General features: G+C 69.7%; 13 protein-coding genes and 1 pseudogene. 7 read left to right on the top strand and 7 right to left on the bottom strand.

Going from position 1 to position 12,187, the window contains the following annotated elements; genetic code table 11:
* Window positions 1-2: 2 nt before the first annotated feature.
* Window positions 3-350: a hypothetical protein gene (locus OG254_RS01275; RefSeq protein WP_405576476.1), complete on the top strand. Its 348-nt coding sequence runs from the start codon at window positions 3-5 to the stop codon at window positions 348-350.
* 93 nt (window positions 351-443) lie between these two features.
* Here the strand turns inward: OG254_RS01275 and OG254_RS01270 are convergent, their stop codons facing one another.
* Complete coding sequence (locus OG254_RS01270) at window positions 444-1,205, bottom strand: DeoR/GlpR family DNA-binding transcription regulator (protein ID WP_405576474.1); 762 nt, start codon at window positions 1,203-1,205, stop codon at window positions 444-446.
* A 117-nt stretch (window positions 1,206-1,322) separates the two neighbouring features.
* On the opposite strand from OG254_RS01270, the gene OG254_RS01265 reads away from it, so the two are divergent.
* Entirely contained in the window at window positions 1,323-2,498 is a 1,176-nt protein-coding gene (locus OG254_RS01265) for an MFS transporter (protein ID WP_405576472.1), read from the top strand.
* A 32-nt stretch (window positions 2,499-2,530) separates the two neighbouring features.
* On the top strand, window positions 2,531-3,163 hold the full coding sequence (locus OG254_RS01260) for an HAD-IA family hydrolase (RefSeq protein WP_405576470.1): 633 nt from the start codon (window positions 2,531-2,533) through the stop codon (window positions 3,161-3,163).
* 375 nt (window positions 3,164-3,538) lie between these two features.
* Here the strand turns inward: OG254_RS01260 and OG254_RS01255 are convergent, their stop codons facing one another.
* The 4 genes from OG254_RS01255 to OG254_RS01240 form a co-directional block, all read right to left on the bottom strand.
* Entirely contained in the window at window positions 3,539-4,183 is a 645-nt protein-coding gene (locus OG254_RS01255; protein ID WP_405576468.1) for a GAP family protein, read from the bottom strand.
* A gap of 489 nt (window positions 4,184-4,672) precedes the next feature.
* Window positions 4,673-5,041, bottom strand: coding sequence for a DUF6207 family protein (locus OG254_RS01250; RefSeq protein ID WP_405576466.1), 369 nt, complete (start codon window positions 5,039-5,041; stop codon window positions 4,673-4,675).
* A 430-nt stretch (window positions 5,042-5,471) separates the two neighbouring features.
* Entirely contained in the window at window positions 5,472-5,981 is a 510-nt protein-coding gene (locus tag OG254_RS01245) for a hypothetical protein (RefSeq protein WP_405576464.1), read from the bottom strand.
* Window positions 5,982-6,069: 88 nt separating this feature from the next.
* Complete coding sequence (locus OG254_RS01240) at window positions 6,070-6,459, bottom strand: VOC family protein (RefSeq protein ID WP_405576462.1); 390 nt, start codon at window positions 6,457-6,459, stop codon at window positions 6,070-6,072.
* Between the two features lie 106 nt (window positions 6,460-6,565).
* Here OG254_RS01240 and OG254_RS01235 point away from each other — a divergent pair, with 106 nt between their 5' ends.
* Window positions 6,566-7,627 (top strand): Lrp/AsnC family transcriptional regulator, encoded by a 1,062-nt coding sequence (locus OG254_RS01235; RefSeq protein ID WP_405576460.1) that lies wholly within the window; start codon window positions 6,566-6,568, stop codon window positions 7,625-7,627.
* Between the two features lie 600 nt (window positions 7,628-8,227).
* Window positions 8,228-8,629 (top strand): DUF6896 domain-containing protein, encoded by a 402-nt coding sequence (locus tag OG254_RS01230; RefSeq protein ID WP_405576458.1) that lies wholly within the window; start codon window positions 8,228-8,230, stop codon window positions 8,627-8,629.
* 36 nt (window positions 8,630-8,665) lie between these two features.
* Here the strand turns inward: OG254_RS01230 and OG254_RS01225 are convergent.
* Window positions 8,666-9,419 (bottom strand): annotated as a pseudogene (locus OG254_RS01225) (IS5 family transposase); the annotation flags it as partial.
* A 629-nt stretch (window positions 9,420-10,048) separates the two neighbouring features.
* Here OG254_RS01225 and OG254_RS01220 point away from each other — a divergent pair.
* The gene (locus OG254_RS01220) at window positions 10,049-10,504 is read left to right on the top strand and encodes a GNAT family N-acetyltransferase (protein ID WP_405576456.1); all 456 of its coding nucleotides are present in this window, start codon (window positions 10,049-10,051) and stop codon (window positions 10,502-10,504) included.
* Window positions 10,505-10,890: 386 nt separating this feature from the next.
* Here OG254_RS01220 and OG254_RS01215 read toward each other — a convergent pair whose 3' ends face one another.
* Complete coding sequence (locus OG254_RS01215) at window positions 10,891-11,064, bottom strand: hypothetical protein (RefSeq protein ID WP_405576454.1); 174 nt, start codon at window positions 11,062-11,064, stop codon at window positions 10,891-10,893.
* A gap of 154 nt (window positions 11,065-11,218) precedes the next feature.
* Here OG254_RS01215 and OG254_RS01210 point away from each other — a divergent pair, with 154 nt between their 5' ends.
* Window positions 11,219-12,061, top strand: a complete 843-nt coding sequence (locus tag OG254_RS01210; protein ID WP_405576452.1) for a phosphotransferase family protein — start codon at window positions 11,219-11,221, stop codon at window positions 12,059-12,061.
* Window positions 12,062-12,187: the final 126 nt, after the last annotated feature.

Genomic DNA, 12,187 nt, shown 5'->3' with positions numbered 1-12,187 from the left:
CGATGCTGCGAGCCGCAGTCGCGGACGATCCGGATCACCCGCGTGCCACGGCAGTCGTAGGCGAACTGAGCATCCACAGTGTCGACTTCCGGCGGCTGTGGGCTCGGCATGACGTTCGGGAGAACGTCCACGGGACGACCCTGTTCCAGCACCCCGAGGTCGGCGGAATCACCCTCGACTGGGATACCTACCCCCTGCCCGGCAACCCGGGTCCGGTCCTCCTGGTCTTCACGGCCGAACCCGGCACTGCGGACGCAGAGCGCCTCCAACTCCTTGCATCCCTGCGAGCGACCCGCGACACAGCTTCCCGGCGGCCGTCGGTCGGAGGGGTTCCCTCGCGCCCTGCGTGAGCGAGGTTCGCCGTAGGGCGCGGCACGGGATCGATGTCGGTCGCCCTCACGTCCCTTGGTCAAATCTCACGACCGGATGGCCGACGGGTCTTGTCAGACAGCCTTGACAACGGTGCCGGTGCTTTCGAGCGCGCTGATCTCCTCGACGGGTGCTGCGGTGTCGGTGACGAGGGTGTGCAGGAGGGTGGAGGGACCGACGTAGGCGTAGGCGGTGTGGCCGAGTTTGCTGCCGTCGGCGGCGACGATGATGCGGCGTGTGGAGGCGATGCCGGCCTTCTTCACGGCCGCGTCGTCGAGGTCGTAGGCAGTCAGGCCCTGAGCTGCGCTGAGACCGCAGCAGCCCATGATCGCGGTGTCGAAGCGCAGTGCCGCCAGGGACGCGAGGGTGAGGGGGCCGGTGAGGGCTCCCTCGGCGGCCCGTGGCTGCCCGCCGGGCACCATCAGCGTGGCCGGGCCCGGGCCCTCGCCGAATACCTGGATGGCCTGCAAGGACAGGGGCATCACCGTGACCGGCCGTCGGCGCAGCAGATGGGCGATCTCCAGGCAGGTGGTGCCGCTGTCGAGGAGGACGGTCTCGCCGTCGGCGATGAGCGAGGACACCTCGGCCGCGATGCGTCGCTTGGCGTCGACGGCCTCGTGAGCACGCAGCGCGAAGGGCGGCTCCTCGCCCCTGAGCAGCAGGGTGCGCGCCCCGCCGCGGACGCGCTCGAGGACGCCTTGCGCGGCCAGCGCGTCGAGGTCACGCCGGATGGTCATCTCGCTGGCGCCGGTCAGTTCGGCGAGTTCCTGGACCGTGATCCTTCCCGTCTCTCTGACGGCCTGCGCGATCACCCCGTGCCGGTCTGCGTTGCTCATAACCGCGATTGAACACCACGCGAAACGAACATTCAATGTGTGCGAAGTGACAGTGTTCAACCGCTCAGAATGTTCGTTACGGTGTCCGTCATGAATGATTCGCTTCGAGCTGCCCGAATGGCGACCTTTGTCTACTTCAGTCTGTGCGGAACCCTGATGGGCACCTGGGTGGTGAACATCCCCGCCATCGAGGAGCGCGTGGGCATCAGCCACGCGACGCTCGGGGGACTGCTGGTGCTGCTGGGGTTGGGTGCCTTCATCGGTATGCAGGTGGCCGGGTCTCTGACTGACAGGCTCGGGGCGCGCGTCGTCGTTCCCGCCACCGGCGTGCTGTGCAGCGCGACCCTGGTGCTGCCCGGCCTTCCCCGGGAGCCGTGGACGCTGGCAGCTGCCCTGCTGGCCTTCGGATTCTGCAACGGTTGCCTGGACGTGAGCATGAACGCCCACGCCGTGCACGTGGAGAAGGCGTACGGCCGGCCCGTCATGTCGGCCTTCCACGCCACGTTCTCGGTCGGCGGCGTCATCGCCGCGCTCGTCGGAGCGGCTACGGCGAGCGCCGGGCTGAGCCCCGCCACGGGTATGGCCGCCATGGGAGTCCTGGGCATCGCCATCGCCCTGGTGTCGGCGCGTGCCCTGCTGCCGACCGCACCCACCGCTGCCGGCACCGGCTCCGCGCGGGAGACCAAGCAGGCGCCGGCCGCCGGGCGCCGCCGCACCAGCAGGCGCATCTGGATCCTCGCCACCCTGGCCCTGCTGGTCATGCTGTGCGAGGGAGCCGCCAACGACTGGAGCGCGCTGCACCTGAAGGACGTCCTCGGCGCACCCGCGAGCACTGCCGCGTTCGCGTACGGCACCTTCGCGGCGACCATGACCATCGGCAGACTGCTCGCCGACCGCCTCGTCGCCCGGTTCGGGTCCATGGCGATCCTGAGATACGGCGCGGCGACGGCTGCCGTCGGCATCACGATCGTGACCGTCTCCCCGTGGACGTGGGCCGCGTTCGCGGGGTGGGCGCTGTTCGGTCTGGGGCTGTCCGGCTGTGTCCCGCAGTTGTTCAGCGCGGCAGGGCATGCCGACCCCTCCGCCGCGGGGGCCAATGTCTCCCGCGTCGCCGGGCTCGGCTACGTCGGGATGCTCGCCGGCCCCGCCGCCATCGGCTGGCTGACCCACCTCGTCGCCCTGAACCACGCCTTCGTCCTGCTGATCCTGCTTTGTGCGACCACCGCCGTGGCGGCCGGGATCCTGCGCGCCGGATCCGACCGCAGGAGCGAGATGGCAGCAAGCAGCAGCTGAACACCCCTCGGGATCCGGAGGAACCCACGCTGATGTCCACCGACCGCCGCATCGTGCTGTTCGACCTCTTCGGGGTCATCGCCCGCCACCAACGCCCGGGCGCCTTGGGAAAGATGGCCGCCCGCTGTCACACACCAACCGACGCCTTCACCGCGGCCTACTGGGCCTGCCGCCCGCCCTACGACGCCGGTCGGCAGTCCGCGCCCGAGTACTGGTCCGCCGTACTGCGACGGCTGTCCCTGCCCGTCGACGCCGACACCATCGAGGAACTGCGCCTCACCGACATCGACAGCTGGTCACGCGTCGACGACCGGATGGTCGCCTACGCCCAGTCCCTCCGCGACGTCGCCGAGGTCGCCCTGCTGTCCAACATCCCCTCGGACCACGCGGACGCGTTCCTCGCCGCGCAGCCCTGGCTGCACCATCTGGACCACGTCGCCTTCTCCGGGAAGATCAAAGAGGCGAAGCCGGCCCCGGCAGCTTTCCATCACTGCGTCGTCGCCATGCGGGCCGCCCCGACCGACTTCCTCTTCGTCGACGACCGCGAGGAGAACGTACGCACCGCGCAGGTCATCGGTATGAACGGACACGTCTTCACCGATCGCGACGAGCTGGCAACCGTCATCGACACCTGGTTGCCGACGCGAGGACTCACGCGGAAATGACACATCCGTCACCACCTGCCTCCGGGACCAGCTGTCCTGGTACCCCGGACCGGCAACCGCATCAGTGCCTCGGAGGGATCCTCCGGGGTGCTGGCGGAGCGCACGAGGCCCGGCCGCGGTGGCGCACCGCAGGAAATGCGGTACGCCGACTCCGGCCGACCAGACCCGAGTACGGTCCGCCGGGCCCCATCGCCCATCGCCCGGCGAACAGCTCCTAGACGGAGAACGCGGTCTCGTCATAGGAAATGGACCCTCACGCGCCGCTTGGCGTAGGCGGTGAGGTCTGTCGTTTGGTTGTGGTGGGGGTGGTCGGCCTCGTCCAGGAAGGCACCGGAGTGGCGTGTGTTGGGGTTGGTGTCGTCGGGGCTGTCGGTGTCAGGTGACGAGTTCGGTGATGCTTCGGGCGGTCAGCCACAGGCCGAGGAGGAGGGAGAGTGTGACGATCAGTTGTTCCTGGTGTCGTTCCAGCCGGCTCCGCAGGGCGTTCAGCCGGGCGTTCGCGACTGCGGGCGCCCGGACCACATACGTCTCCATGACGATGAGGCTGAGTGTGGCGAGCAGGCAGTAGCCGGTCAGTGCAAGCCAGTTGGCGAGGGTGGAGAGGTCGGCGTCGACGGCGGTTGCTGCGCCGGCGCCGACCAGTGCCCAGGGCTGCAGCACCCATGCCAGGCCGGCGGCCGTGACCGGGGAGGTGTCGTCGATCCGGGTGGTCCAGCGTGGCGGGTTGTGTGGGCGGGGTGGTCGGTGGTGCCGGTATGCGCTGTACAGCACCAGTGCCAGGCCGATGGCGAGTTTCACATCGATCACGGCGGTCGAGGGCACGCTGTGACGGGCGGGGGGCTGACCGCCGGTCAGCAGCACCACGCAGGCGATCACCGCGATCAGGTTGGCCAGCCACGACAACAGGAATGCCAGGCCCAGGCGAACGCCGCGCTGTGAGGAGAGCAGCAGGATGAAGGCGCTGTTGTGCAAAGGCCCCAGGGTGATGGCCGTACCGATCACGATCAGGTCGAGGACCATCGGTCAGCCGCTCCCGGGTGTCAGGGCCGTCTGCCGCCTGTGGACGGGAGGACCGGCCGGGCATGTGAGGGGGTGCTGCCGTGGTGCTGTGTCCCGCCTCTGCGGGCGGCGGCCCGGCTGGCTGGTTTCACGCTCGTCCATCCAGGAGCCGTCGGCCGCCACCGGGTGTACCAAACGCTCCTCCGGACAGGAATTCTCGGATCGCACCGGGAAGGAACCACCGGGAATCCGCACCATCGCGCGGGCCGGCGCCGCGGACGGGCAGTGGGCGGCCGTCGTCATGACAATGACGGTGCACCAGCACAACCGGACTGCTCCGGCGACACGCCCAGGTGACCGTGTCCTCGTAGCTGCTGGCAGCACGGCCCGGGCCGGGTGCGGCCGGGCCCATACCCCGACGCCCGTGCTCGATGGTCTGCTCCGGCGCGGCGTCGGCCGCCTGCACGGCGGAGTCCTCTGGAGTGGCAGCGAGGAGCTCGGTCAGGTCCGTCACCAGGAGCCGGACCAGGGCGGGCGTTGCTGGCGACTGCCCAGCTCCAAAGGATGTACGTCAGGACGGCCAGGCCGGCACCTACGAGCGGGCCATTGCGGCGGTACAGGCTGCGTACGGCCGCAACTTCGCTCTCCCGGCGGGCGGTCGGCCCGTGCGACACGGAGCCCGCTTCCGGGCCGACTCCGTGAGCCGTGGGGGAGTAGGCGTCGTGCGGTGTACGACAGTTGCGGGATCGGCTCCTGGCGCCGGTCCAAGAAGCATCGCAGCCGTACGCCGGGCTCGCCGGGTCGTACGGTCAGCCGGCGCGATGGCGCAGCGCGCGGCTCATAGAAGGCCTGAGGCGGTCGCGTCGTCGGCGGCCGCAACCTCCACCTCGGCCGGCCCGGGCTCTGCCTTGGGCCTCTTGTTGATCGGCCTCATGTACCGGTGTTCGGGGAGCTGGGAGGGGACCTTGTTCGGTGTTGGTCGTGCTGTTTGCGTGTGAGGATGCCGCGCGCGCAGGGCCCTCAACGTTTCTCGCGGGTGCCGGGCAGTGTTGTCGCGCGGGGCGGCTGCTGTGGCAGTACGTGTGGTGGTGGCTGCCGGGTGCAGGTCGGTGCGGATGGGGCTGGCTCGCGGGCCGGGGGCGGGGGAGTCGGCATCGCGGGTGCTGTTCCGGGTGACGAACACCCGAACACCCGTCACTGCGATTGAGGGGCAGCGCTCCGGTGACGCGAGTGTTCGAAGTGTGCTGTGTGGCGGGCCCGGCGGCGCCGAGCCTTCTCTCGCGCGGGTGCGGATCACCGATCGTCGCGGTCATTGGCCTTGGCCCGGTGACGGTCGCGGTGCCGGAGGGCTGAGCGGGGGCTCCGTAGAGGTCCCCGCGATTGCCCGGGGGTGGCGGATCAGCACGGTGACGGTGGCCGTGAGGAAGACGACCTGCATGACTGTCCGAGGGCCGAGCCCGTCCCACCAGGGCACGTCGCCGTCGGCGGCGTACACGTTGGCGGGGAACATCACGACCAGCATCGCACTGAGCACGGCGGCCGAGGCCCAGGCGGTCCGCGACCACAGCAGCCCGAGCGCACAGGCCAGTTCGGCGATGCCGGTGAGCGTGACGAGCAGGCCGGGGGCCGGCAGGGCCGGCGGCACCATGGCGACGATCTCCTCGCGCATCCCGACGAAGTGCGCGCCCGCCGTGAGCGTGAACATGGCTGCCAGGCCGCCCCGCAGGGCGGCGGCCGGCCGGCGCAGCCGCATGACCCCGAGCGCCCCGGCGAGCAGCAGCAGGCCTGTGACGGCAACGAGTGTGACGAGCGGTTCCATGTCCGGGCCTTCCTGCCCTTGAGCGATGCGGTGACGGATCTGTTGGGAATGCGAGGGGCGGGTCGGCCGGGTCCTCCCGGCCTGCCGGTCAGGCGGTGTCGCCGGTCAAGGCCGCGGCTGACGTGCGGACGGTGTCCGGGTCGATGTGCTGGATCTGCACGACGACCCCGTCCGGGTCGGTGACCCGGATGCTGCGGCCGAAGTTCTCCTCGACGAGCTCGTACGGGTAGCCGTCGCGTTCGAGGCGCTGCGCGATCTGCTCCAGCGGTTCGTCCGTCGCGAAGCCCAGTTCGGTGGTGCCGGGCGGCCGGCCCTGCGAGACGGCGGCGGCGTGGACGCCGACGGCGCCCGCGGCAGCGCTCAGCTGGACCCAGACGGCCGCGCCGGGCTCCTGCCGGACGGCGAGCCCCAGCCCGGCGTAGAAGTCCCGGGACGCCTCGACGTCGGCCACGTACCTGATGGGAAGGACGGTCAGCATGGTCTGCCCCTTTCTGCGACGGTCGCCGCCAGCGTCCCGTCCGGTGCTCCCTTACGCGCTGTAAAGTCGCCGAGATGGACGTGATCGGTCGTTCGGAGGGGGTCAGGTGACGCAGTCCGTCACGCTCGACGCGCTGGACCGTCGTCTGATCCATGCCCTCCAGATCGACGGGCGCGCCTCGTTCAGCAGCATCGCCGCCGTCATCAAAGTCCCGGAGCGCACCCTGGCGCGCCGCTACCACCGGCTGCGGTCGGCCCTGGTGGTCCGGGTGGTCGGGCTGGTCGACAGCGGGCGTATCGGCATGCTCGACTGGTTCGTCCGCATCGACTGCACGCCGGAGGCCACCGACGCGCTGACCGCCGCCCTCGCGCAGCGCGACGACACCTCGTGGATCGCCCCGCTCGCCGGCGGGACGCGGCTGACGTGCATGGTCCGTACCCCGGGCGCGGGATCGGACGGCGGACGACCGCTCTTCGACCACCTGCTGCGGACCCCGGGGATACGCGACGTCGAGGCGGGCTGCGTGCTGCGCGCGGTCGCCGGGGTCGGCGGCTGGGCGGGCCGCACGAGCGCGCTCGACGCGTCCGAGCAGGCGGCTCTCCTGGGCCTCGCACTCCCATCACCGCACAGCCCGGACGTTCCTGCCGAGGCGTCCGGCTGGGGCGAGGCGGAGGCGCGCCTTGCGGGCGAACTGGCCCTGGACGGCCGGGCGGACATCGCCCACCTCGCCGCCGCCACCGGGTGGTCGGCCTCGACCGTGCGCCGCCGCGTCGCCGCACTGCGGGCGGCCGGAGTGCTGCACTTCGAGGTGGACGTGAGCCCGTCCCACTTCGGCTTTCCGGTGGAGGCGCTGCTGTGGCTGGAAGTGGCGCCGGCCGCGCTGGGCGAGGTGACGCAGGCACTCTCACGGCACGCTGCAGTCGCCTTCGCGGCCGTCACGACAGGCCGGGCGTCGGTCTTCGCCATGGTCCAGTGCCGTGACACCGGCGCCCTGTACGACTACCTGGCCGGCGAGTTGGCCGCGCTGGCGGGCATCGCCCGGGTGGAGACCGCCCTTGTCCAGCGCCGCGCCAAGCGGGCCGGGCCGCTCCTGGTGCCGGCGATGGCGCAGCGCGCTCAACGATTCCCGCCACGACCGACAACCCACCGGGCCGGCCACATGAGATGACGTCCAGGTCGTCCCTGCGCAGCGGGACGCCGCCTTCGCAGCTGCTGCACCCGGGCGGTCCTGCGGCCAGGAGCCGCCGGGCTTCGTCACGGCTGATCGCGCGGCGGCACTTGCCTGCCAAAGGGCAGTCGCCGGCATCGCGCGCGTTCCGCACGCATCTCCCGCCGCCGCAGGCGTGGCCGGCGTGACCGGCCAGTCGGTCCGCCCGGTGAAGGGGCCCGATGTGGAGCACCGTACGGGAGTTGGAAGGCGCCGCGGCTGTACGCGCTGGGCGCCCGCCGCGCTGTCTTCCGGCCTCCCGCCGGCCGGCACGGATCGGGGGCGGGGTCCAGGACGGGGCCGGACATCACGCACGGGGCCGGGACTGCAGCTGACCATCGACGCAGGCCGGCACAACACCTAAGAGAAGGCGATCGCCGTGGCGCAGGCCGCGAAGGAAACTCAGGCCCCGCAGCCGTGGCGGGCAGTTGACCCGGGACGTCCCCGCGCCGGCGTCCCGGCCGGGCCCTAACTGATCGTTTCAGGAATGCCGTCCGACGGAGACGTTGGGGGCCCATGGAACAATCCCGTCAATCACGGGCCCAGGGGGGATGACGCCATATGGAACGGACTGAGGTTGCGCGAGATCTCGTACTCGGTTACGTCCGCGCTCTGAACGCGATTGATGAGGCCATGAGGGTGACGATCCCCTCGCTTGAGCGGCTGGCGGACGTCGTCGGCCTGGCCCGTTCGCGCCGGATCAGCCGCAGTGATCACGTCAGCACCTACTTCTACAAGGTCCATGGGGCAGGGTGCCGCTTCGTTAGCGGCGACGGCACTGTGGTGGATGTGGACTTCGCAGCCGACGGGAGGGAGATTTTCGACCTCTGGCGGCTGCGCTGGTATGGGCGGAGTCTGCCGGAGCCTCTTGACCTCACGGATCAGGACGTGCGGTCCGCAGTGCAGTCGCTGCAACCTCTTCTGACCGAGGTGCGACCGGGGTGGTTCAGCGTAGCCAACTGATCGTCTCAGGATCAGGCCCGTAAGGCGGCGGAGGAGGCATATGAGGCTGCAGGTCAGTTCGAGTAGGCCCTGGTGGAGATCCGCGCATCGCTCGTAGCGAGTGCGGAGCCGTTTGAACTGCTGCAGCCAGGCGAAGGCGCGCTCGACCACCCAGCCCACCTTGCCCAGTCCGGAGCCGTGGGCCGACGCCTGCGTCGGGCAATCACGGGTTTGATGTCGCACCTCCGCGGCAGGCGACGGTGCTTACGAAGTCGTAGCCTCGGTCGGCGTACAGGCGCCGGGGCTTGCGTCGGGGGCGTCCCCGCAGACCCCGAATCGAGGGGATGGCGTTCAGCAGCGGCAGGAGTTGAGTGACGTCACGTCGGTTGCCGCCAGCCAGATTGACGGCGAGCGGGGTTCCGTGTCGGGCGACGATCAGGTGGTTTTCGGAGCCGGGGCGGGCACGGCCGACCGGCGAGGGGCCGACGTGATCCCCCTTTGAGAGCTCGGACGTGCGACCGTCCACCAAGCAGTCGTCCAGGTCCAGCACGCCCGCGTCGCGAAGCTCGGTCAGCAGGACAGCGTGCAGGCGCGGCCACACGCCGGCCTCGGTCCAGTCCCGCAGCCGGCGCCAGGCCGTCACAACGGAGCAGCCCACGGTCTCTGCGGGGACATCGCGCCACGTGACACCTGTCCGCAGCACGTCCATAACGCTGGCGAGTGCCAGTCGGTCGGGAACACGCAGTCACCCGGGGTAGCGCCGACGCCGTTCGAGAGCGGATGGCAGCAGCGGGGCCACCCGCTCCCACAGGTCGTCAGGAACAAGATCAGCATTCTGAAACGATCATTAAGACCCTGAGCGGCGACGTCCTCCGGGAGGCCGCACGGACCGGATGCTGTTCGACACCCTCACCCGCGTACGGCCCGGCGCCGGGCCGTACTGCGCCGCCTGGCCTTCACCGGGCGGCACCGCCTCGTTTCGACGACCTCCAGGAGTACTTCGCCTGCCTCCAGACACTGCCGTCCTCATCGGCCACCGGCGGTGGGTTTGCGGGACATGGGCCTACGGGTCGACGAGCCGTGTGATCACGCCTCGGATGACGACACGCTGCCATCCGGTCCCGCCGCGCAGGATCTCCCGGCGCGTGCCGCGACCCCGCCCCACGTACGTTCGGACCCAGTCCGGCCCTGCTCCCTGGAAAAGCACACAAAAGCACCGCCGACATCGGCCGTACGAGAGGGGATGACCTCCTTCGTATTTTCGGGCCGGGCGCCTGCAGCGGCAATGTCCTGCTGGTGCTGACGCCCGGCGGCAAGCGAGCGCCCGCTCCGAAGCCGCCCTCCAGCACCACCGCACCAGATTCCGCACAAAGCGTGTGACTCATCAGCGGGCTGCTGGTAGGAGTGGGTGCCGACCTGGCATTCGAGGAGCGCCGATTCGTGAGTTCATCCCTGTACCTGGCGATGGTCACACCGCACAACATCGATGCGGCATGCCGCCTGCGCGTACGGCCCGGCCAGGAGCGCTTCGTCGATCCGGTCGTCACCTCCCTCGCCGAGGCGTACGCGTACGGGAACGTCGCCTGGCCCCGAGTGATCTGTGACGGCGAGGAGTTGGTCGGGTTCGTCATGGCCGGTTTCGACCCGGTGCATCCGGTTCAGCCCTACCGGAGCTATCTGTGGCGGCTGAACATCGCCGCCGACCGGCAGAGGCAGGGGTACGGCAGCTTCGCGGTGGCAGCGGTGTGCGCCGAGGCCCGCCGTCGCGGCCAACGCCGGCTATGGGTGTCCTGGCAGCCGGGCGACGGCGGACCCGAACCCTTCTACGTGCAGCTCGGCTTCCGCATCACCGGCGAGGTAGTGGATGGCGAGATCGTCGCCGAGCGGGAGCTGTAGCTCCCCTCAATTCCCCTGCGCAGCGGGCATCCAGGCGACCCCTGCAACGAATGCGGTCTTCTCGTATCGAATCCGGCTGAGACTTGACCACGCTGCTGGCACAGTGGCCGTAGTACACCTGAAGGGGTGGAGCGGTAAGGGTGCAGTCGGGCACTTGGAAATCCTCGGCTCGCGGTGCTGGAGCGGAGCGTGGATGCACCAGAGAACTTGAGCCAGAGCCGAAACTCACGGACATTGATCTTGCTGATTCATGCGAGGTGGCTCCCGGAACCACCTCCCAATGACGCCCTCACAAAGTGACACAGCCACACGGACCCTGCCACGACGACATATCCGTGGGGACCCGGGGCGGACAGCGTGACACCGTCAGGACAGCGGCAGGACGTTCAGGCCTGTTGCTGAGCAAGGTGGCGTCGCAGTTCGATGGGCCGGCTTGTGCCAGGCCGCCGGTTTGACGTCTCCAAGCCGACGACGCAGACCTCGGCGGGATTGGGCCGCAAAGCCACCCAGGCCAGGTATACCGACGACAGGGCGAGCAGCACGGTGATCAGTGCGCCCACGATCGCGGCAGTCCCACAACACCAGAGTCCGGCCGCGGCCGAGCCCGCTCCTGGCGTCAGCCCCGGCCCGTACGAAACCCGGTTAACACCGATGACGTGCTCAACTACCCTCGGCCCGGGCTCTTCACGAGCCTGGACAAGGAGGCAGGACGGTATGGAGCCACGGGAACTCAGTCGCGCAGTCGAGGCAGGACGGGCGACCGCTTCGGAGCTCGGCCTCCACGTCGACGATGTGGTCGTCATCAACAACTCGGACCGTGTCGTGCTGCGCCTGGTCCCGTGCGATGTTCTGGCCCGGGTCGCACCTTCGGGACATCTGGCTGGTTCTGAGTTCGAAGTAGAGGTTGCTCACCGTCTCGCCGACGTCGACGCTCCTGTGGCTGAGCTCGAGCCCCGCCTCGACCCCCGAGTCCATGTACGTGATGCCTTCGCCATCTCGCTCTGGACCTACTACGAACCCGTGGAATCACAGATCGCGCCGGCCGACTACGCAGACGCGCTCCGGCGCCACCATGCCGCCCTGCGCCAGATTGATCTGGACGCACCGCATTTCACCGATCGAGTCGCCGGGGCGCTCAGAGAGGTGAACGACCGGCAGCAGTCCCCCGAGCTGCCCGATTCTGACCGGGAACTCCTCAGCAACACACTCAGCGAACTGAGCACCGCGATCAGCATCGGAAAAGCCGGCGACCAGCTGTTGCACGGCGAGCCGCATCCGGGCAACCTCCTCAACACCAGGAGAGGGCCGCTTTTCGTAGACCTCGCCACGTGCTGCCGTGGACCGGTCGAGTTCGACCTCGCCCATGCGCCCGAAGAGGTGGCACAGCACTATGCGGGAGCCGACCACGATCTGATTCACCGGTGCCGCGCTCTGGGCTGGGCGATGTACTCGGCCTGGCGCTGGCGCCGAGACGACCAAATGCCCGACCGGGGCCAGCGCAGAGTAGAGGGGCTCAACCAGGTTCGTGCCGCACTCGACCGCTGCGGACCGGGCTGAACTCGATGCAACTCGGTGCCGGTCCGGCGCGCGCACGTGACCAGGCCGTGGGCGCCTACGGCTCGACCCCAAGCGCATGGGGGAGAACGTCGTCATTTCCCCTGCGCCCATTCCCCTGCGCCGCAT

Origin of the sequence: Streptomyces sp. NBC_01092 (assembly GCF_045039535.1) — a bacterium.
In the GTDB taxonomy this organism is placed as follows: domain Bacteria; phylum Actinomycetota; class Actinomycetes; order Streptomycetales; family Streptomycetaceae; genus Streptomyces.
This window is presented reverse-complemented; position numbering and strand designations above follow the sequence as displayed.

Coding starts and splice junctions, on each gene's coding strand:
- OG254_RS01275 (WP_405576476.1), top strand. CDS start 3: ATGCTGCGAGCCGCAGTCGCGGACGATCCGGATCACCCGCGTGCCACG.
- OG254_RS01270 (WP_405576474.1), bottom strand. CDS start 1,205: ATGAGCAACGCAGACCGGCACGGGGTGATCGCGCAGGCCGTCAGAGAG.
- OG254_RS01265 (WP_405576472.1), top strand. CDS start 1,323: ATGGCGACCTTTGTCTACTTCAGTCTGTGCGGAACCCTGATGGGCACC.
- OG254_RS01260 (WP_405576470.1), top strand. CDS start 2,531: ATGTCCACCGACCGCCGCATCGTGCTGTTCGACCTCTTCGGGGTCATC.
- OG254_RS01255 (WP_405576468.1), bottom strand. CDS start 4,183: ATGGTCCTCGACCTGATCGTGATCGGTACGGCCATCACCCTGGGGCCT.
- OG254_RS01245 (WP_405576464.1), bottom strand. CDS start 5,981: ATGGAACCGCTCGTCACACTCGTTGCCGTCACAGGCCTGCTGCTGCTC.
- OG254_RS01240 (WP_405576462.1), bottom strand. CDS start 6,459: ATGCTGACCGTCCTTCCCATCAGGTACGTGGCCGACGTCGAGGCGTCC.
- OG254_RS01230 (WP_405576458.1), top strand. CDS start 8,228: ATGGAACGGACTGAGGTTGCGCGAGATCTCGTACTCGGTTACGTCCGC.
- OG254_RS01210 (WP_405576452.1), top strand. CDS start 11,219: ATGGAGCCACGGGAACTCAGTCGCGCAGTCGAGGCAGGACGGGCGACC.